This is a genomic window from Flavimobilis marinus (genome assembly GCF_900113055.1).
Lineage (GTDB): Bacteria > Actinomycetota > Actinomycetes > Actinomycetales > Cellulomonadaceae > Flavimobilis > Flavimobilis marinus.
In genome coordinates this window covers 456,344-475,865 of sequence record NZ_FONZ01000003.1, presented here as the reverse complement: position 1 = coordinate 475,865, position 19,522 = coordinate 456,344, and the positions used below count along the sequence as shown (strand labels likewise).

The window sequence follows — 19,522 nt, the reverse complement described above, 5'->3', positions numbered from 1 at the left end:
GTTCCCTGCGATACAGAGTTGAGCGGAATAGACTCAAGGTTGACGCCGTTGGGCCGAGCAGGACGTTGTTACGCCAGGAGGAACCCATGGACATGAAGCTCACGACGAAGTCCCACGAGGCGCTGCAGAGCGCCGTGCAGTCCGCGGGTGCGGCGGGCAACCCGAGCATCGAGCCCGTGCACCTGCTCGGCGCGCTGCTCGAGCAGGAGGGTGGCGTGGCCACCGGGCTGCTCGACGCGGTCGGCGCCGACCGTCACGAGCTTGGCCGGGCCGCGCGCGCCGCGTTCGTCGCCCTCCCCTCGGCGTCCGGCAGCGCCGTGGGCGAGCCGGGCACCAGCAGGGCCTTCGACCAGCTCCTCGCCGCGGCGCGGAAGGAGGCCGCCGACCTCGGCGACGAGTACATCTCCGCCGAGCACCTCCTGCTCGCCACGGCCGCGACGCCGAGCCCGGCCGCCGAGGTGCTGCGCCGCGGCGGCGCCACCCCGGAGGCGTTGCGTGCGGCGCTCCCGCGCGTGCGCGGCACCGCCCGCGTGACCTCGCCCAACCCCGAGGGCACCTACAAGGCCCTCACCCAGTACGGCGTCGACCTCACGGAGGCCGCCCGCGAGGGGCGCCTCGACCCCGTGATCGGGCGCGACTCCGAGATCCGCCGCGTGGTCCAGGTGCTGTCGCGGCGCACCAAGAACAACCCGGTGCTGATCGGGGAGCCCGGCGTCGGCAAGACCGCCGTCGTCGAGGGCCTCGCCCAGCGGATCGTCGATGGCGACGTGCCCGAGTCTCTGCGCGGCAAGCGGCTGATCTCGCTCGACCTGTCCGCCATGGTCGCCGGCGCGAAGTACCGCGGCGAGTTCGAGGAGCGGCTCAAGGCCGTCCTCGAGGAGATCAAGGGTTCGGACGGCGAGGTCGTGACCTTCATCGACGAGCTGCACACCGTCGTCGGCGCGGGAGCCTCCGGTGGGGACTCGTCGATGGACGCCGGCAACATGCTCAAGCCCATGCTCGCGCGCGGTGAGCTCCGCATGGTCGGTGCCACGACGCTCGACGAGTATCGCGAGCACATCGAGAAGGACCCTGCCCTCGAGCGCCGGTTCCAGCAGGTGTTCGTCGGCGAGCCCAGCGTGGAGGACACCGTGGCGATCCTCCGCGGCCTGAAGTCCCGCTACGAGGCGCACCACCGAGTGACCATCTCGGACAGCGCGCTCGTGGCGGCCGCGACGCTCTCGCACCGCTACATCTCCGGGCGCCAGCTCCCCGACAAGGCGATCGACCTCGTCGACGAGGCCGCCTCGCGCCTGCGGATGGAGATGGACTCCTCGCCCGTCGAGATCGACACCCTCGAGCGCGCCGTGAAGCGGCTCGAGATGGAGGAGCTCGCCCTGTCCAAGGCCGACGACCCCGCCTCGGTGCAGCGCCTCGCCGAGCTGCGCGCGCAGCTGGCAGACCGCCGCGAGGAGCTCGCCGGTCTCAACGCCCGGTGGGAGCGGGAGAAGGGCGGCTTCAACCGCGTCGGAGAGCTGCGCAAGAAGCTCGACGAGCTGAGCTCCCAGCAGGAGCGCGCCGTGCGCGAGGGTGACCTCGAGACCGCGTCCCGCATCCGGTACGGGGAGATCCCCACGGTCGAGCGTGAGCTCGCCCAGGCGGAGGAGGCGGAGGTCACCCCGGTGTCCGACGACGATCCCGGCCGGTTGGTCGGCGAGAAGGTCGACGCCGCTGAGATCGCCGAGGTCGTCGCGGCCTGGACCGGCATCCCGGCCGGGCGGCTCCTGCAGGGCGAGAGCGCCAAGCTGCTGAGCATGGAGGACCTGATCGGCGGCCGTCTGATCGGCCAGCAGCGCGCCGTCGCCGCAGTCTCCGACGCGGTGCGCCGGGCCCGGGCGGGGGTCTCGGACCCTGACCGGCCGACCGGCTCGTTCCTGTTCCTCGGCCCCACCGGCGTCGGCAAGACCGAGCTCGCGAAGTCGCTCGCGGACTTCCTGTTCGACGACGAGCGAGCCATGGTGCGGATCGACATGTCCGAGTACGGCGAGAAGCACTCGGTCGCGCGCCTCGTGGGGGCGCCCCCCGGGTACGTGGGGTACGAGGAGGGCGGCCAGCTCACCGAGGCCGTGCGACGTCGGCCGTACTCGGTGGTGCTGCTCGACGAGGTCGAGAAGGCGCACCCCGAGGTCTTCGACGTGCTGCTGCAGGTGCTCGACGACGGTCGCCTCACCGACGGCCAGGGCCGGACGGTCGACTTCCGTTCCACGATCCTGGTCCTGACGTCCAACCTGGGGTCCCACGCGCTGGTCGACCCGACGCTCGACGACACCGCGCGGCACGAGGTCGTCATGAGCGCCGTGCGGGCGCACTTCAAGCCGGAGCTGCTGAACCGCCTCGACGACATCGTGGTGTTCGACCCGCTGAACCTCGAGGACCTGGGTCGGATCGTCGAGCTCCAGGTGCACTCGCTCGCGTCTCGGCTCGTCGACCGTCGCCTCACCCTCGACGTGACGCCCGAGGCCCGGGACTGGCTCGCATTCGCCGGCTACGACCCGGCCTACGGCGCGCGCCCGCTGCGGCGCGTGGTGCAGCGCGAGATCGGTGACCGGCTGGCGCGGGCGCTGCTCGACGGCTCGGTCGTCGACGGCGACACGGTGGTGGTCGACCGCGGTGAGGGTGACGAAGGGCTCACGGTCCACGCCGCCCCACGTCCGTGAGGCGGCGGTAGGCTGGGCGGTACGGGACAACAGGTGTGCGCTGAGAAAACTGGGTGGGCGGCGCACCGCTGGAGGCCACCCGGATGTCCCGCACCACCCAGTCCACCCTCGACCGCGCCCCTGAGGCCGCCCCGGTAGCACCGCGGGCCACCGCGAGCGGTTACCGGATCCTGCCGCAGCTCGCTGGCCGGTGGTTCCTGCCGCTCGCCTTCCTCGCGCGGCTGCCCTTCTCCATGACGGTCATCGGCGTGATGCTGCTCGTCACGTCCACGAGCGGTTCCGTCGCCCGGGCCGGCCTGGCCACGGCGGCCTGCTCGGTGGGCACCGCCGTCGTCGGTCCGCTGCAGGGGCGGCTCGCCGACCGCCTCGGCCAGCGGGTCGTCCTCCTCGTCGCGGCGCCCGTGCACGCCGTCGCGCTCGTGCTCGTGGTGCTCGCCGCGCTGGGCGACCGCTCGCTGGCCGAGCTCCTGACGGTGTGCGTCGTCGCTGGCGCCTCCTCGCCGCAGGTGGCGGCGTTCGTGCGCGTCCGCTGGATGGGCCTCACGGGCGGGCGGCCGGGCTCGCTGCGCACCGCGATGGCCTACGAGAGCACGGCCGACGAGGTCACGTTCGTCCTCGGCCCCGCGCTCGTCGGGGTCCTGGCCAGCGTCGCGCACCCGGCGGTGGGGCTGGGCGTGGCCGCCGCGATGGTGGCGGTCCTCGGTGTCGCCGTCGCGCTGCACCCGACGGCCTCCGCTGCACCGTCCCGCGCCGGGTCGGCGAGCACCGCGCGCGCCGCGGGCATGGCGCAGGTCGCGCGCGCGGTCGCCGGTCCCGTCGTGGGGATGCTCGCCGTCGGCGGATTCTTCGGCGGCACCCAGGCGGCAGTGACGGCGGCGGCGACCGGTGCGGGCCGCCCCGGCCTCGCCGGGCTGCTCTACGCACTCATGGGCATCGGGTCCGCCGTCACCGCGCTCGCGGTCGTGCTGCTGCCCGACGCGTTCGGCATGCGGGCGCGCTGGCTGGTCGGTGCGTCTGGCATGGCCGCAGGCTCGGGTCTCTCGGTGCTCACGGGCTCGCTGGGCCCGCTCGCGCTCGCGCTCGTGGTGACGGGGCTATTCGTGGGCCCGACGCTCGTGACCCTATTCTCGCTCGGCAGCCGCGGGGTCGACCCGCGCGACGGCAGCACTGCGATGACGTTGCTGATCAGCGCGAACGTGGTGGGCGTCGCGGCAGGCGCGGTCCTCGGCGGAGTCGTCGCGGACCGGGCGGCCGGTGTCGCGTTCGTCGTCCCCCTCGCGATGGCGCTCGTGCTGCTGGGCGCGGGTGCGCTGACCCGGACCGGACGGGCACGGGCGAGCTGACGCACGGGTGCGCACCGATGGCGGTGCGCACCCACCCGCCGCCTCAGAACGTGAAGGTGGAGACCTTCTGTCGCAGGTCCGCGGACATGCGCGCGAGGTCCGCGACGGCGTCGCCCATCTGGCCCACGACCTCTGAGCTGGTCGACGCGGCCTGCGCGACGCCCGTGATGTTCGACGCGATCTCGGACGACCCGGTCGCCGCCTCGGTGACCGAACGCGACATCTCGTTGGTCGTCGCCGTCTGCTCCTCGACCGCGGACGCGATCGTGAGCTGGTAGTCGTTGATCGACGCGATCACCTCGGAGATCCGACCGATCGCCGCGACGGCGGAGGTCGTGTCGCCCTGGATCGCCTCCACCCGGCGCGCGATGTCCTCCGTCGCGCGTGCAGTCTCCTGCGCGAGGTCCTTGACCTCGGAGGCGACGACCGCGAAGCCCTTGCCGGCCTCGCCGGCACGTGCGGCCTCGATGGTCGCGTTGAGGGCGAGGAGGTTGGTCTGCTCGGCGATCCCGGTGATCGCCTTGACGACGTTGCCGATCTCCTGGCTCGAGGCGCCCAGGCGGGTGACCGTGACCTCGGTCTCGGAGGCCGTGGACGTCGCGGCGCGCGCGACGCTCGCCGCCTCCTGGGCGTTCTGGGCGATCTCGCGGATCGACGCGCCCATCTGCTCGGCACCGGCCGCGACAGTCTGGACGTTGCGCGAGACCTGCTCTGCGGCAGCCGCGACCACGCCCGCCTGGGCGCTGGTCTCCTCGGAGCCGGACGCCACCTGCGAGTTGGAGGCGGCGAGCTCCTCGGACGCGGCCGCGACCGTCTGGGCGGTCTCGACGACGCCGGACAGCGTCGCCGCGAGCGACTCCTGCGCGCTCGTGAGCGCGCGCGCCATCTGTCCGACCTCGTCCGCGGAGACGACGTCCACGCGGCGCGTGAGGTCACCGCCCGCGAGGGAGTCGAGTGCGGCCTTGACCTCGAGGATGGGGCGGACGATCATCCGCGCGATGGCGAGCCCGACGATCACCGTGAGGACCGCGGCCACGACGATCGCGACGAGGGTCAGGGTGATGGTCTGGTTGGCGTTGCTGGCCGCGTCGGCCGCGATCGCCTTGGTCGCTGCCCCGACCTCGCCGCCGACCTCGCCGAGGCCGGCGATCAGCGCCGCGCCTGCAGCGCCCTGCTCGTCGGTGACAGCCTCGTAGGCTGCCGTGTCACCGGACACGGCGGCGGGCACGACCTCCTGGGTGACGAGCCCGACGTACGTCTCGAACTCACCGACGAGGTCGGTGAGGCGCGCCGAGGGCGTGCCCGTGGCAGCCTGGTACGCCGCCGTGAACGTCTCGCCCGCGACGCTGACCGCGCCGACCGCCGCCTCGATCTCCTGGGCGATCGCCGGGCGCTCCGTCTGCGGGACGCCACCGATCTTGACCGCGAGGACGCGCATGTTCCACACGGCGTCCGTGAGCACGGAGAGGCTTCCGTTCATGTCGCTCGCGCTGTTGGCCATCTTCTGCGCGTCCGAGCGCATCGACGTCAGAGAGACGGTGGCGAAGGATCCGAGGCCGACGATCACAGCGACGGCCAGCGCGACGAGCGCGAGCACCTTCGTGCGGATTCCCGCGTCGCGGAATCGCGCGGTCAGGCTGCGTCCCGTGCGGCGCGCAGTGGTGGTCGTGGTCATGATCTCTCCTCGGGGCGGTGTGTTCCGGGCACACGTGCCGCGCGACAGGCGCGGCGGGTGCGCGCCTGTCCTATCGGCCGTCCGAGCCGAATCGCGAGAGATCCGATGCCGACACAGCGCGACGGGACCCTGTCCGCGGACAGGGTCCCGTCGCGCTGGTGCCGGTGATGGGGCGACGTGTCAGGCGTCAGACCCGGATGAAGGTCGGGTTGTGCTGCCAGATGGAGCGCACCTTGATGGACTTGCCCGGACGCGGCGAGTCGATCTGCTTGTTCCCACCGAGGTAGATGGCGACGTGGCCGGGGGACCAGATGAGGTCGCCGGGCTTGGCCTTCGAGCGGGAGATGACCTTGCCGACGTGGCGCTGGGCGCTCGAGCTCTTGGGGAGCCTCTTGCCGGCCTTGCCGTACACGTAGCTCGTGAACCCGGAGCAGTCGAAGCCCGTGCGCGGGCTCGAGCCGCCGATGCGGTACTTGGAGCCCACGAACTTCTTGGCGATGCGCACGACCGTGGCGCGGCGGTCCTTGACGCGCACCTGGAACTTCTTGGTCGCGGGAGCGGCCTTCACGGCGCCGCGGGGGAAGTACCGCACGGTGATCGTGTGGCGCTTGGCCTTGAGGTTCTTGGGCAGCCGGATCGCGGTCTTGCCGTTACGGAGGGTCTTCGTCTTGAGCGACTTCTTGCCGGCGTAGACGCGTACCTTGCCGGTCGCCGCACGGCCACCTGCACGGACCTTCACGACGATGCGCGTGCCCTTCTTGCCCTGGACGTAGGTCCGCTTCGAGGTGCGGACGACGAGCTTGCTCCCGCTCGTGGGAGCCTGGGCCGCCGCGGTGGGCGCGGCGGTGGAGGCAGCAGCGCCGGTGCTGGCGCTGGCGGTGGGGGCTGCGAGGAAGAGCGAGGCGCCGAGAGCGGCGACCGCGGCGAGACTGATGCTGCGCCGGTTCCGGGCAGGGGAGAGTGCCTTGAGCATGGGTGACCTCAGGACGCCTACGAGGTGAGCTGTCGGGTTCGGGTCGAGGTGGACCCGGCCGGAGAGTTCCGGCTTCACCCCAAGGTCGTCACGTGCGCGACCGGTTGGTGGGTCCCCCGCCGCTGCCGTGTGGTTCTGGGTCACGATCTCCAGGCGGCAGCGCTCGGCGTTCCAGGAGTCGTGGCCGGGAGCGAGCGCTACCGACCCAGCGACGTTAAGCGGTCAACTTCCCAAATGTCACGACGAGATAACGTCCCTCACGAATTCTTCACAACTCTCGCGCGGCGCCGCCACGTAGATGAGAGGACTGCCACCTGTGGATGTGATAGGCGTGACGTGGCCCACACCCCGCCCTAGCCCGTGCCCCCGGCGCGCGCCACGCATGAGAGAACGCTCACGTACTTCTCCTGCCGTCCTCACGCGCGTGGCCGAGACTCTCGGGAGAACAGCCCGGACCTGGAGGAGAATCATCATGAAGTCGCGTACCTGGATCGTCAGCGGAGTGCTCGGAGCGGTCGGCGCGGGAGCAGCGTTCGGCACGGCGCTCGCAGACGACGCGCCGTCGACGACCCCCGCTTCGGGCGCGGTCGTCCTGGGCGCTGGATCCGACGCGGCGGCGACCACGGTGGCGTCGGAACCCAGCGCGTCGCCGACGGCGACCGCCCTGCCGAGCACGACGACGACGGTGACCGTGGCGTCGACCTCCACGACCGTCAGCGCGCCCTCGCCCGTGTCGACGAAGACGGTCGTCACCCCGGCGAGCCCGGTCTCCGTCCAGACCCCCGCGTCGGCGGTCAGCGCCCCGACTCCGCAGTCCGTCAAGTCCGCGCCTACCCCGAGGTCGGTGAAGTCGGCGCCGTCGCCGCGCTCCGCGAAGTCCGCGCCGAGCCCCCGTACCGCGAAGAGCGTCGCGTCCGCGAAGTCCGCGCCGAGCCCGCGCTCCGCCAAGAGCGCCGCCTCGGCGAAGTCGGCTCCGTCCGCGCGCTCGGCCGGCTGAGCCCCAGCTCCGGCCCCTGCTGCGACCGCGCCCCGCTCCGGCGGTGCGCGGTCGCTCTGCGTCTCAGGCCTCCGCGATCTCCACGATCACGGGCACGTGGTCGGACGCGCCCTTGCCCTTGCGCTCGTCCCGGTCGATCGTCACTCCGGCGACCCGGGGCGTGAGTGCCGGTGACGTGTACGCGAAGTCGATCCGCATCCCCTGGTTCTTGGGGAACCGCAGCTGCTGGTAGTCCCAGTACGTGTACTTGCGCTCCTCGGGCACGAACACCCGTGACACCTCGGTGAAGCCCGCCTGCGCGAAGGAGGCGAACGCGGCCCGCTCGGGCGCGCTCACGTGCGTCGCGCCCTCGAAGAGCGACAGGTCCCACACGTCCTCGTCCTGCGGCGCTACGTTCCAGTCCCCGACCAGCGCGACCTGGGCGGCCGGGTCAGCCGTGACCCAGGCCTCCGCGTTGCTGCGCAGCTGCTCGAGCCACGCGAGCTTGTAGGCATAGTGCGGATTGTCCAGGGCGCGGCCGTGCGGGACGTAGAGCGACCAGACGCGCACGCCGGCGCACGTCGCGCCGATGGCGCGGGCCTCCACGACTGCGGGGTCGCCAAACTCGGGCTGACCGGGGAAACCCGCCTCGACGTCGGCCAGGCCGACGCGGGAGAGGATCGCCACGCCGTTCCACTGGCTCAGGCCGAAGGTCGCGATCTCGTACCCGGCGGCCTCGAAGGCCTCCCGCGGGAACTGCGCGTCCTTGCACTTGGTCTCCTGCAGCGCGAGGACGTCGATGTCCTCCCGCTCGAGGAACGCCAGGGCGCGGTCGGCACGGGCACGGATCGAGTTGATGTTCCAGGTGGCCAGGCGCATGGGGGAAGGCTATCGCTGGGGTGTCCCGGCCCGCACGCCTAGGGTGGTGGCATGGGAACGGCACTGGTCACGGGAGCAAGCGCAGGTCTGGGCAAGGAGTTCGCGTGGCAGCTCGCCACCGCGGGCCACGACGTCGTCCTCGTGGCGCGGGACGAGGAGCGCTTGCAGAGGCTCGCCGCCCAGCTGCGCGCGTACGCCGGCGTGCACGCGGAGGTCATCGCCGCCGACCTGGGCGTGCGGGCCGACGTCGAGCGCGTGGCCGAGCGGCTGCGGCAGCCCACCCGTCCGGTCGGGCTGCTCGTCAACAACGCGGGATTCGCTCTGCACCAGAGTTTCTCGACCGGCTCGCTCGAGGACGAGGAGCACGCGCTCGACGTCATGGTGCGCGCCGTGATGGTGCTGTCGCACGCCGCGGCGGGCGCGATGCGCGAGCGGGGGCGCGGGGCGATCCTCAACGTGTCCTCCGTCGCTGCGCTGATGGCCTCGGGGACCTACTCGGCGGCCAAGGCCTGGGTGCGGACGTTCACCGAGGGCCTCGCCGCCGAGCTGCGCGGCACGGGGGTCACGGCCACGGCGCTGTGCCCAGGGCTCACGCACACGGAGTTCCACCAGCGCGCCGGCTTCGGGCGGCTCGCCCCGGAGGTCGCGTGGCTGGACGCGCGCGGCGTCGTGAGCGCGGCGCTCGCTGACGTGCGCCGCGGCAGCGTGATCTCGACGCCGAGCGTGCGCTACACCCTGGCGAGCGGCCTCCTGCGCCTGCTCCCGCGCCGCGTGGTCAGGGCCGCCAGCAGACTGGCCTGAGCGGCTACCCTGGCGCACGTGAGCACCTCGGACGCCTTTCTCTCCCCGACCCCCCGCGAGCAGCTGCGCGACCTGATCCGTGACCTCGCGGTCGTGCACGGACGGGTGACGCTCGCGTCCGGCAAGGAGGCCGACTACTACGTCGACCTGCGCCGCGTCACGCTGCACCACCGGGCCGCCCCGCTGATCGGGCACGTGCTGCTCGACGCGCTCGACGAGGCGGGCCTCGGCCCGGGCGACGTCGACGCCGTCGGCGGCCTCACGCTGGGTGCCGACCCGGTCGCGCTGTCCCTGCTGCACGCCGCGGCCTCCCGCGGGCAGGACCTCGACGCGTTCGTCGTCCGCAAGGAGGGCAAGGCCCACGGCATGCAACGCCGCATCGAGGGGCCCGATGTCGCGGGGCGCAAGGTCGTCGCCGTCGAGGACACCTCGACCACCGGAGGGTCGGTCCTCACGGCCGTCGAGGCGCTGCGCGAGGCGGGCGCCGATGTCGTCGCGGTGGCCGTGATCGTCGACCGCGGGACCGGCGCGCGCGAGGCGATCGAGGCGCAGGGCCTGGCGTACCACTACCTGTTCGGTCTCGAGGACCTCGGGCTCTAGCCCGGGGGCGTCGGCTCAGACCAGCGGGACCAGGTCCGCGATCGAGTCCACGACGTGGCTCGGGCGGAACGGGAAGTGCTCCACCTGGTGCTGCGCGGTCGAGCCGGTCAGCACGAGGTACGTGGACAGGCCGGCCTCGATGCCGGCGACGATGTCGGTGTCCATCCGGTCGCCCACCATCGCCGTGGTCTCCGAGTGCGCGTCGATCCGGTTGAGGGCGGAGCGGAACATCATCGGGTTGGGCTTGCCGATGAAGTACGGCTCCCGTTCGGTGGCCCGCGTGATCATCGCCGCGACCGCACCCGTGGCGGGCAGCGGGCCCTCCGCGCTCGGGCCTGTGGCGTCCGGGTTGGTGCAGATGAAGCGCGCGCCGCCGAGGATCAGCCGCACCGCCTTGGTGATCGCCTCGAACGAGTACGTGCGCGTCTCGCCGAGCACGACGTAGTCGGGGTCGGTCTCCGTCAGCGTGTAGCCCGACTCGTAGAGCGCCGTGGTGAGACCGGCCTCGCCGATCGCGTACGCGCTCCCGCCTGGCACCTGGTCCTGCAGGAACTGCGCCGTGGCGAGCGCCGACGTCCAGATCGACTCCTCCGGCACGTCGATCCCCGACGCCGCGAGGCGGGCGCGCAGGTCGCGCGCCGTGAAGATCGAGTTGTTGGTCAGCACGAGGAACGGCCGGCCGGCGTCGCGCAGGGCGCGGATGAAGTCGGCTGCCCCGGGGATGGCGCGTCCCTCGTGGACCAGCACGCCGTCCATGTCGGTGAGCCACGAGCTGATGGTGCGTTCGGCGTCGTGCGGCATGGCGTCAGACCTCCGGGTCAGGCTCGCGGGACGGGGCGACCGAGGCCGCGCGACGGCTGGCGAGCCAGCCGCGTCCGACCTCGATGATCACGGGAAGCACGCTGATCAGGACGATCAGCACGAGGATCGTCTCGATGTTGTCGTGCACGAAGTCGAACTGGCCGAGGAAGTACCCCAGCATGGTGACGCCGACGCCCCAGAGCAGCGCGCCGATCACGTTGAAGCTCACGAAGTGCCGGTAGGGCATCCGGCCGATGCCCGCGGCCACGGGGGCGTACGTGCGCACGAACGGCACGAACCGGGCGAGGATGATCGTGCGGCCGCCGTACTTGTCGAAGAACGCGTTCGTCTGCTCGATGTGGCTGCGCTTGAAGAAGCGCGAGTCCGGCCGGTTGAAGATCTTGGGCCCGGCGCGGTGGCCGATGTAGTACGCGACCTGGTCCCCGGTGAACGCCGCGACGAACAAGAGCGTGCACAGCAGCCAGAGCGGGAAGTCCATTCTCTCCTGCGCCACGAGCATGCCCGCGGTGAACAGCAGGGAGTCGCCGGGCAGGAACGGGAACAGCAGGCCGGTCTCGATGAAGACCACCAGGACGATCCCGATCAGCGCGTACGTGCCGAAGGAGTCGATCAGGCGGTCCGCCTGCAGCCACTCAGGCCCCAGAGCCGTCACGGTCTCGCCAGCGGGCAGGAGGACGTCGAGGGTCAGCACCCCACCACCTTACGTCGACAATGGTGCGATGAGCCCTGACCATCCACCCGTGCCGGACGACCAGCCCGTCGTCGGCGTCGGCCCGTGGCCCGGTGGCCCGGACGCCTGGCCGCGCACGGCCGCGGGGGTCGCCGACCCCCGGTTCGACCCCGAGCTGCTCGCGGCCGGCGACCGCCGCAACGTCGAGGACCGCTACCGCTACTGGAGCCTCGAGGCGATCGTCGCGGACATCGACACGCGCCGGCACACGTTCCACGTCGCGATCGAGAACTGGGGCCACGACCTCAACATCGGGTCCGTCGTGCGGACCGCCAACGCGTTCGCCGCCGCGGCCGTGCACGTCGTGGGCCGACGCCGCTGGAACCGGCGGGGAGCGATGGTCACCGACCGCTACCAGCACCTGCACCACCACCCGGACGTGACGGCGCTCGCGGCGTGGGCGGCGGAGCGCGACCTGCCGATCGTCGGCATCGACAACGTGCCCGGATCGCTCGCGATCGAGGGCCGCGCGCTCCCGCGCGCCTGCGTCCTGCTGCTCGGCCAGGAGAGCAGCGGCCTCACACCCGAGGCGCAGGAGGCCTGCGACGTCGTCCTGCACATCACGCAGTTCGGCTCAACCCGCTCGATCAACGCGGGCGCGGCGGCCGCCGTGGCGATGCACGCGTGGGTCCTGCAGCACGCCGACCTCCCGGCGGCGGACGTGTCCCACGGGTCAAACGGCCCAACCGCCCAGACGCATCCGTGACAGACTTTATGTTGATAGTGCCCAGCAAACACCACCTGTAGGAGTCATTCGATGGCCATCGCAACCCCCGAGGTCTATGCCGAGATGATCGACCGGGCGAAGGCGGGCAAGTTCGCCTACCCGGCCGTCAACGTCACGTCCTCGCAGACGCTGACCGCCGCGCTCCAGGGCTTCGCGGAGGCCGAGTCGGACGGCATCATCCAGGTCTCCGTCGGCGGCGCCGAGTACGCCTCGGGCGCGACCGTCAAGGACCGCGTCACCGGCTCGCTCGCGCTCGCGGCCTACGCCGCCGAGGTCGCGAAGGGCTACGGCATCACGGTCGCCCTGCACACGGACCACTGCACCAAGTCCAACCTCGACACGTGGGTCCGCCCGCTCCTGGCCATCGAGGCCGAGCAGGTCAAGGCCGGCAAGCTGCCGACCTTCCAGTCGCACATGTTCGACGGCTCGGACATCCCCCTCGAGGAGAACCTCGTGATCGCGGCGGAGCTCCTCGAGCTCTCGCAGGCGGCCCGCACCATCCTCGAGATCGAGGTGGGCGTCGTCGGTGGCGAGGAGGACGGCCACGAGGCCGAGATCAACGACAAGCTGTACACGACGATCGAGGACGGCCTGGCGACGGTCAAGGCGCTCGGCTCGGGCGAGAAGGGCCGCTACCTGACGGCCCTCACGTTCGGCAACGTGCACGGCGTCTACAAGCCCGGTGCGGTCAAGCTGCGCCCGGCGATCCTCGCCGAGATCCAGAAGGCCGTGGGCGACTCGCTCGGCAAGGAGAACCCGTTCGACCTCGTGTTCCACGGTGGTTCGGGCTCGACCGAGGCCGAGATCTCGGAGGCCGTGGACAACGGCGTCATCAAGATGAACATCGACACCGACACCCAGTACGCGTTCTCGCGTCCGGTCGCCGACCACTTCTTCAAGAACTACGACGGCGTCCTGAAGATCGACGGCGAGGTCGGCAACAAGAAGACCTACGACCCGCGTGCCTGGGGCAAGCTCGCCGAGGCCGGCATGGCCGGTCGCATCGCCGAGGCCGCCCGCCAGCTGCGTTCCGCCGGGAACAAGATGTGACGAGCTGACCGGCCGGCCCCGCGAGGGGCCGGCCCTCAGCCGGAACGTCCCGGTACGGCGAAGGCCCCCACGGATCACCGTGGGGGCCTTCGACATCGTCGGGCGGAGGTGCCTACTCGTTGCGCGGCAGGCGCTCGATCGTGAACTCGTCGATCGGGGCGAGCTCGAAGCCCGGGTCCTCGTCGAGGATGTCCAGGAGCTCGCCGATGCGGGTGACGTCGAGCAGGAAGCGCATGGTGGCCGGCGCGCGCAGCACCCGCACGCGGTGCGGGGAGCGCGTCGTCAGGCGCGCGAGGAACGCGACGCCCGAGGAGTCCATGAACGTGACGTGGTGCGCGTCGACCTCGACCGGGAGGCCCGCGGCCTCCGCGTCGGTCATCGCCTCGTTAAAGTCGGCGGAGAGGTTGGCGTCGATCTCACCGGACAGCACGATGCGGGTCCAGGCAGCACCGACGATCACGTGGACGCTCCCGGGCTCGCTGGGCTCGGCGGCGTGCGGCACGGAGCCCGCAGGAGCTGCCCCGGACCCGAGGGTGTCGTGGGGGGCAGGAGGGTTCGCGTCGTGCACGGTGCTCCCTTTCCATCGTTGCGTCGTCGTGCGGTGATCCGCACGTCGCGGCGTGTAGATGCGTCGTGCGCCATGCTTCACTGAGGACACTATCTTTCAGGACGAGCAGAAACCGCAAATATCTCCACGCGTCTCGCGGGCGCGTCGAGCGGGAGGCGAGACGATGGACCAGCGGGGGCAGCGCGAGCACCTCGCCCTGCGCACGCCGCCGACGCCGGTCGGCGTCGATCTCCTGGCGACCGCCATGCAGCACGCGGGGACCGCGATGGCGTTGCTGCGCCGCTCGGGGCACCTGTACTCGATCGACTGGGTCAACGACGAGTTCGTCGCGATGACCGGGTATCCGCAGCGCGCGGTCGTGGGCCGGGCGCCGCGGGACTTCTTCCGGGAGAACTGGAGCGAGTCGGCGATGCTCGACCTCGCGGACTCGGTGAGCTCGGGGACCAAGGTCGACGTGACGTTGCCGTTCGCGCGGCCCGACGGCGGCTCCCTGTGGCTGCGCCTCACGGTGAGCAGGCTGCCCGAGGACGACGCGGAGGGTGTCGAGCGCTGGGTGGCCGTGTTCACGGACAAGACGGACGACGTCGCGCGCGACGTCTCCCAGCTCGAGTCGATCGCCACCGAGCGCCACGCTCGCAACGGCCTCGCGATGCTGTCGCAGGTCTCGGACATCCTGGCGGACGCGGAGCACCCTGCGGTGCTGGCCGACGTCGCGGCGCTGCTCGTGCGGAGCGTCGCGCGCTGGGCGGGGTTCGCCCTGGTCGACGACGGCCTGCGGCTCGTGCACGGGATCTCGACCGGCGCGGTGACCCGCCCCCCGGGAACGCCTCCCAGATCGTCCGAGACCGAGCCGGACGAGGTGGCCCAGCTCCTCACCGGGTCGCGCGAGGGCTCCGTCGCGCTCGACCTGCGTCGCACCTACCCGGACGCGAGCGTCTCCGCCCACCTTCAGGAGCAGGTGCTCGCCGAGAACCCCGAGCTCGCCATCGACCCTTCCCGCGTCGCGGTCCTCGCGATCCCCGGCGCCCGACGCATCCTCGGGCTGCTCGTGGTCGCGCCGTCGGACGGCCAGACCCTGCGTGACCTCGACGACGACGCCCCGCTGCTGAACGTCGTCGTGCGTCGCGTGGGCATGGCGATCGAGAACGTGCGGCTGTACGCCCGGGAGCACCAGCTCGCGGACTCGCTGCAGCGGGCCATGCTCCCCGAGCAGGCGGACATCCCGGGGCTCGACCTCTGGACCTACTACTCGCCCAACTCGGGCCATGCCCAGGTCGGCGGGGACTGGTACGACATCCTCCAGATCCGCGCGGGCGTCGCCGGCGTCGTGATCGGGGACGTCGTCGGGCACGACGTCGAGGCGGCGGCCGCCATGGGCCAGCTGCGCTCGGTGGTCCGGTCGTACGCGTTCGAGCTCACGGAGCCTGCGATCGTGCTCGACCGCGTGGACCGCCTGGTGCGCGGGATGCGCATCCCGCGCGCGGCGAGCCTGGTCTACGCCACCATGACGTGCGTCGAGGACACCTGGACGTTCGAGTACTCGCGGGCCGGGCACCTCCCGCCGCTGCTGCTGCGCGACGGCGTCGTCACGCAGCTGGGCGACGCCGGCGGCTCGCTGATCGGCTTCGGCGAGCGTCCGCGTTCGGCCGGACAGGTGGACCTGCGTCCGGGCGACGTCGTCGTGCTCTACACCGACGGCCTGATCGAGCGGCGCGACCGGTCGTTGCGGGCCGGTCTGGGGGCGCTCGTCGCCGTCGCCGAGTCCATCACCGCGCCCGACGCCGCGGGCGTCGGCGAGGAGCTTCTCGCGACCCTCGCCGAGGAGCCTGAGGACGACGTCGCGGTCGTCATCCTGCGCGTGCCCGACGCGCCCGGGGGCGTCATGCGGCCGGGCTCGAGCCCGCGCCGGCGGCGCTGGGTGCTGCCGAGCGAGGCCGCGTCGATCGGCCGGGCGCGGCACTCGGTCCTGCGGACGTGCGACGCGTGGGACCTGGGCAACGTCGCGAACGCCGAGCTCGTGGTCTCCGAGCTGGTCGCGAACGCCGTGCTCCACGGCTGGGGTCACGTGGCGCTGCGCCTGTTCGACACGGGCGACGGGCTGCGGATCGAGGTCGAGGACGCCAACCCGGCGCCGCCCGTCATCACCGAGGGTCACGCGAACGGCGTCGGAGGCTACGGCGTGCAGATCATCGAGCGGCTGGCGGACTGGGGCTGGCGCCCGAGCGGCGAGGGCAAGATCGTCTGGGCGAAGCTGCGCACCTGAGCCGCCGCGCTCAGGAGGCGACGTCGACCGCGCAGGCGTGCTCGCCGTCGATCCGGAACAGGTCGAGCGCGCCGCAGACCTCGAGCACGAACAGGTCGCGGTCGTCGCAGCCTCGCAGCACCGTCGCGCCGCCGCGGCGACGGCCCGCGTCGGCCAGCGAGATGATGAACGCGGCGCCCGTGGAGTCCATGAACGTCACCCGGCACATGTCGAGGACGAGGAGCTGACGGCGCAGCCCGACGACGCGCGCGGTGATCTCGGGGAACTGCTCGCGGGCGGCGAGATCGAGGTCACCTGCGATCACGAGCGTGGTCGTCGCGGGTGAGGTGGAGATCTCGATCATGCTGCGGTCCTTACGATGGCGGCGCCCCTGCTCGCCCCGACGGGTCCCCAGCACTGTAGTCGCGCCCCGGGCGCCCCGCACCCGAGGGCGGGGCACAATGGCCGGATGGCACACCGACCTCGCCCTGAGAACATCCAGCTCGGCCCGCTCGCCGTCCGGCTGCCCGCTGAGCACCCCGACACCGCCGCGCGCGAGCGACTGGCTGCGGGGGAGGCCGCCGACGACGTCGCGCGAGACCTCCCGGCGTCGAGCCTCGCGTGGGCGGTGCTTGCCGAGGCGGCCCTGCCCGAGGCTCCCGTGACGGCGTACGCGTACGCCCGCACCGGGTACCACCGCGGTCTGGACGCGCTCCGCAAGGCCGGCTGGCGCGGCGCGGGCGAGATCCCTGCGGACCACCCGACCAACCAGGGCTTCCTGCGGGCGCTGCTCGCGCTGGCCGAGGCCGCCGCAGCGATCGGCGAGTCCGACGAGGCCGCACGCTGCCAGGAGTTCCTCGCCGGCTCGGGCACGACGCCGGAGAGCGTCGCGACGCTCCGCGACTGACCCCCCAGCTGGTCTTCCGCCGGAAGTCTCACGGCGCGCGTGATTCCCGGCGGAAAACTGATGGAGGGGCGGGGGATGGTCAAGAACCGGTCAACCGGTAGACTCGCCCGGGAACCCGGGTTGCTGCCGCCCGGCCCGGTGCGCGCTGATGCCAGCGCCAGCACCCCGTCGTTGGTAGCCAGGAAGTGGTGATCGGCTGTGCCAGCCATCGTGGTCGTCGGAGCCCAGTGGGGCGACGAGGGTAAGGGCAAGGCGACAGACCAGCTCGGTTCGCAGGTCGACTACGTCGTGAAGTTCAACGGCGGGAACAACGCCGGGCACACGGTCGTCGTCGGCTCGGAGAAGTACGCGCTGCACCTGCTGCCCTCGGGCATCCTCTCCCCGGGCGTCACGCCCGTGATCGGCAACGGTGTCGTCATCGACATCGAGGTGCTGTTCGAGGAGCTGGACGCGCTCGAGGCGCGCGGCGTGGACGTGTCCCGCCTGCTCGTGTCTTCCGCGGCGCACATCATCGCCCCCTACAACCGGACGGTCGACAAGGTCACCGAGCGGTTCCTGGGCAAGCGCAAGATCGGCACGACCGGCCGGGGCATCGGCCCGACGTACGCGGACAAGATCAACCGCGTCGGCCTGCGGGTGCAGGACCTCTTCGACGAGAAGATCCTCACGCAGAAGGTCGAGGGCGCCCTCGACCAGAAGAACCACCTGCTGGTGAAGGTCTACAACCGCCGCGCCATCACGGTCGAGGAGACGGTCGAGGAGCTGCTCGGGTACGCCGAGCGCGTGCGCCCGATGGTCGCCGACACGTCGCTCGTGCTCAACCAGGCGCTCGACGCGGGCAAGACCGTCCTGTTCGAGGGCGGCCAGGCCACGATGCTCGACGTCGACCACGGCACGTACCCGTTCGTGACGTCGTCGAACGCGACCGCGGGCGGCGTGTGCACCGGCTCGGGCATCGGGCCGACGCGGATCGACCGCGTGGTGGGCGTCATCAAGGCGTACACCACCCGGGTCGGTGAGGGGCCCTTCCCTACGGAGCTGTTCGACGACAAGGGCGAGTTCCTGCGCAGCACGGGCGGCGAGTTCGGCGTCACCACGGGCCGCCCGCGCCGGTGCGGCTGGTACGACGCTGTCGTCGCCCGCTACTCGGCGCGCATCAACGGCCTGACCGACTTCGTGCTCACCAAGCTCGACGTCCTCACGGGCCTCGAGCAGATCCCCGTGTGCGTCGCGTACGACGTCGACGGCGTGCGGCACGACGAGATGCCGTTCGACCAGAGCGACTTCCACCACGCCAAGCCGATCTTCGAGTACTTCGAGGGCTGGACCGAGGACATCACGGGGGCGCGGACGTTCGAGGAGCTGCCGCGTCAGGCGCAGGAGTACGTGCTCGCCCTCGAGGCGATGTCCGGCTCCCGCATGTCGGCGGTCGGCGTGGGCCCGGACCGTGAGGCGACGATCGTGCGGCACCCGCTGCTCTGAGCGCCCCGCTCGCGCAACGACGACGCTCCCCGTACCCGGGCCGGTTCTACCGGCCGCAGGTGCGGGGAGCGTCGTCGTTGCGGGGACGCCTCGGTCAGAGGCGCTTTCCCGCGATGATCCGCTTGGCGGCCTTGAGCTGCTTCTTCGAGCAGTCGCCGCCGTAGCCGGCGTAGTACGTACGGCCCTGGCCGAGACTGCCGTAGCGCTTGGCGCCCATCACGTCGGAGATGCAGTCCGCCATGTGCTCGATCCCCGGGTGCTCGCCCTTGGGATACACCTTGTCCATCGCCTTGCGCAGCGCGACGAAGTCGTAGCCGTACGCGCGGTACTGCAGGATGTGCCCGCACTCGTGGTACTGGGTCGCGACGGCGAGCGGATGGTTGGGATCCAGCTTCTCGCCGAACGCGACGCGGGACAGTTCGATCAGCTCGCGCGAGCCGTCGCTCCACGCGGAGGCGTAGTTGCGGTCCACCTTGTTGACCTTGACTGGGACGCCCTTGCACCAGCGCTTGATGTTCTTCTTGGCCGAACCCGCCCAGGACATCTTGCCGAGCTTGGTCGAGCTCGAGACCCTGGAGATCTTCGAGGCCTTCACCCAGCCGCGCTTGCCCTTGTACACCACCTGGATGCGGCTGTTCTTCTTCTTCGCGCTCACGGCCTTGACGGTGTAGTCGGCCGGGATGGTTGCGCGCTTCTTGGAGCCGCTGGCCTTGGTGTAGACGACCGTCCGGACCTTGGTCTGGTAGCGGGGCGCGGCCTTCTTCTTCGCGGTCACGACCGCTCCGGGCAGTGCCGTCGGTGCGGCTGTGGTGGACACGGTCGTCGCGGCCACGGGCACCGCGGCGGCGCTGGCCACGGCGGCGGGGCTGGCGACGAGAGCGAGGGCGGTCGCGAGCGTCAGGAACGCTCGGGGCGCGCGGGCGTGGGTGGTCATGCGGTTCCCCTCGAGGGTGGTGCCGGTCGTGGTCGTCACGGCTGAGCACGACGGTAGTCGACGATCCCGACATTCCGACAGGCCTGCGCGGGGTGAGACGTGCCGCCCGCCGCGCCG

18 protein-coding genes and 1 riboswitch are annotated in these 19,522 nt (G+C 71.7%); of the genes, 9 read left to right on the top strand and 9 right to left on the bottom strand.

What is annotated here, in order from left to right; genetic code table 11:
* Positions 1–86: 86 nt before the first annotated feature.
* Both clpB and BMZ30_RS10905 read left to right on the top strand, forming a co-directional pair.
* Positions 87–2,696 carry an ATP-dependent chaperone ClpB gene (gene clpB, locus BMZ30_RS10910; RefSeq protein WP_093378501.1) on the top strand — a complete coding sequence of 870 codons (2,610 nt, stop codon included), beginning with the start codon at positions 87–89 and terminating at the stop codon, positions 2,694–2,696.
* An 83-nt stretch (positions 2,697–2,779) separates the two neighbouring features.
* Positions 2,780–4,039, top strand: coding sequence for an MFS transporter (locus BMZ30_RS10905; protein ID WP_143073186.1), 1,260 nt, complete (start codon positions 2,780–2,782; stop codon positions 4,037–4,039).
* A 43-nt stretch (positions 4,040–4,082) separates the two neighbouring features.
* On the opposite strand, the gene BMZ30_RS10900 is transcribed toward BMZ30_RS10905, so the two are convergent.
* The 4 genes from BMZ30_RS10900 to BMZ30_RS10885 all read right to left on the bottom strand — a co-directional run bounded on the left by BMZ30_RS10900 (position 4,083) and on the right by BMZ30_RS10885 (position 8,542).
* Positions 4,083–5,714 (bottom strand): methyl-accepting chemotaxis protein, encoded by a 1,632-nt coding sequence (locus BMZ30_RS10900; RefSeq protein ID WP_093378496.1) that lies wholly within the window; start codon positions 5,712–5,714, stop codon positions 4,083–4,085.
* Positions 5,715–5,901: 187 nt separating this feature from the next.
* The gene (locus BMZ30_RS10895) at positions 5,902–6,687 is read right to left on the bottom strand and encodes a C40 family peptidase (RefSeq protein ID WP_093378494.1); all 786 of its coding nucleotides are present in this window, start codon (positions 6,685–6,687) and stop codon (positions 5,902–5,904) included.
* A gap of 2 nt (positions 6,688–6,689) precedes the next feature.
* Positions 6,690–6,839: riboswitch (cyclic di-AMP (ydaO/yuaA leader) on the bottom strand.
* 85 nt (positions 6,840–6,924) lie between these two features.
* Entirely contained in the window at positions 6,925–7,635 is a 711-nt protein-coding gene (locus BMZ30_RS13780; RefSeq protein ID WP_093378491.1) for a hypothetical protein, read from the bottom strand.
* 112 nt (positions 7,636–7,747) lie between these two features.
* Positions 7,748–8,542 (bottom strand): exodeoxyribonuclease III, encoded by a 795-nt coding sequence (locus tag BMZ30_RS10885; protein ID WP_093378489.1) that lies wholly within the window; start codon positions 8,540–8,542, stop codon positions 7,748–7,750.
* Between the two features lie 51 nt (positions 8,543–8,593).
* Between BMZ30_RS10885 and BMZ30_RS10880 the strand changes: the two genes are divergently transcribed.
* Both BMZ30_RS10880 and pyrE read left to right on the top strand, forming a co-directional pair.
* A complete protein-coding gene (locus tag BMZ30_RS10880) occupies positions 8,594–9,343 on the top strand; it encodes an SDR family NAD(P)-dependent oxidoreductase (RefSeq protein ID WP_093378486.1) in 750 nt (249 codons plus the stop codon).
* 18 nt (positions 9,344–9,361) lie between these two features.
* Positions 9,362–9,943, top strand: a complete 582-nt coding sequence (gene pyrE, locus BMZ30_RS10875; RefSeq protein ID WP_093378483.1) for an orotate phosphoribosyltransferase — start codon at positions 9,362–9,364, stop codon at positions 9,941–9,943.
* 15 nt (positions 9,944–9,958) lie between these two features.
* On the opposite strand, the gene BMZ30_RS10870 is transcribed toward pyrE, so the two are convergent.
* Together BMZ30_RS10870 and BMZ30_RS10865 are read right to left on the bottom strand one after the other, a co-directional pair.
* Complete coding sequence (locus BMZ30_RS10870) at positions 9,959–10,744, bottom strand: HAD-IIA family hydrolase (protein WP_093378481.1); 786 nt, start codon at positions 10,742–10,744, stop codon at positions 9,959–9,961.
* Positions 10,745–10,748: 4 nt separating this feature from the next.
* The gene (locus BMZ30_RS10865; protein WP_093378478.1) at positions 10,749–11,456 is read right to left on the bottom strand and encodes a VTT domain-containing protein; all 708 of its coding nucleotides are present in this window, start codon (positions 11,454–11,456) and stop codon (positions 10,749–10,751) included.
* A gap of 28 nt (positions 11,457–11,484) precedes the next feature.
* On the opposite strand from BMZ30_RS10865, the gene BMZ30_RS10860 reads away from it, so the two are divergent.
* A complete protein-coding gene (locus tag BMZ30_RS10860; protein ID WP_093378476.1) occupies positions 11,485–12,201 on the top strand; it encodes a TrmH family RNA methyltransferase in 717 nt (238 codons plus the stop codon).
* Between the two features lie 51 nt (positions 12,202–12,252).
* Positions 12,253–13,272 carry a class II fructose-bisphosphate aldolase gene (gene fbaA / locus BMZ30_RS10855; protein WP_093378473.1) on the top strand — a complete coding sequence of 340 codons (1,020 nt, stop codon included), beginning with the start codon at positions 12,253–12,255 and terminating at the stop codon, positions 13,270–13,272.
* A gap of 112 nt (positions 13,273–13,384) precedes the next feature.
* Here fbaA and BMZ30_RS10850 read toward each other — a convergent pair whose 3' ends face one another.
* Positions 13,385–13,840: an STAS domain-containing protein gene (locus BMZ30_RS10850; protein ID WP_373296860.1), complete on the bottom strand. Its 456-nt coding sequence runs from the start codon at positions 13,838–13,840 to the stop codon at positions 13,385–13,387.
* 163 nt (positions 13,841–14,003) lie between these two features.
* Between BMZ30_RS10850 and BMZ30_RS10845 the strand changes: the two genes are divergently transcribed.
* A complete protein-coding gene (locus tag BMZ30_RS10845) occupies positions 14,004–16,103 on the top strand; it encodes a SpoIIE family protein phosphatase (RefSeq protein ID WP_177191352.1) in 2,100 nt (699 codons plus the stop codon).
* Between the two features lie 10 nt (positions 16,104–16,113).
* Here BMZ30_RS10845 and BMZ30_RS10840 read toward each other — a convergent pair whose 3' ends face one another.
* A complete protein-coding gene (locus BMZ30_RS10840) occupies positions 16,114–16,446 on the bottom strand; it encodes an STAS domain-containing protein (protein ID WP_093378467.1) in 333 nt (110 codons plus the stop codon).
* 105 nt (positions 16,447–16,551) lie between these two features.
* Here BMZ30_RS10840 and BMZ30_RS10835 point away from each other — a divergent pair, with 105 nt between their 5' ends.
* Positions 16,552–16,989 (top strand): DUF3151 domain-containing protein, encoded by a 438-nt coding sequence (locus tag BMZ30_RS10835; RefSeq protein WP_093378465.1) that lies wholly within the window; start codon positions 16,552–16,554, stop codon positions 16,987–16,989.
* 198 nt (positions 16,990–17,187) lie between these two features.
* Entirely contained in the window at positions 17,188–18,471 is a 1,284-nt protein-coding gene (locus BMZ30_RS10830) for an adenylosuccinate synthase (RefSeq protein WP_093378462.1), read from the top strand.
* Between the two features lie 94 nt (positions 18,472–18,565).
* Here the strand turns inward: BMZ30_RS10830 and BMZ30_RS10825 are convergent, their stop codons facing one another.
* Complete coding sequence (locus tag BMZ30_RS10825) at positions 18,566–19,444, bottom strand: hypothetical protein (protein ID WP_093378459.1); 879 nt, start codon at positions 19,442–19,444, stop codon at positions 18,566–18,568.
* Between the last annotated feature and the right edge of the window lie 78 nt (positions 19,445–19,522).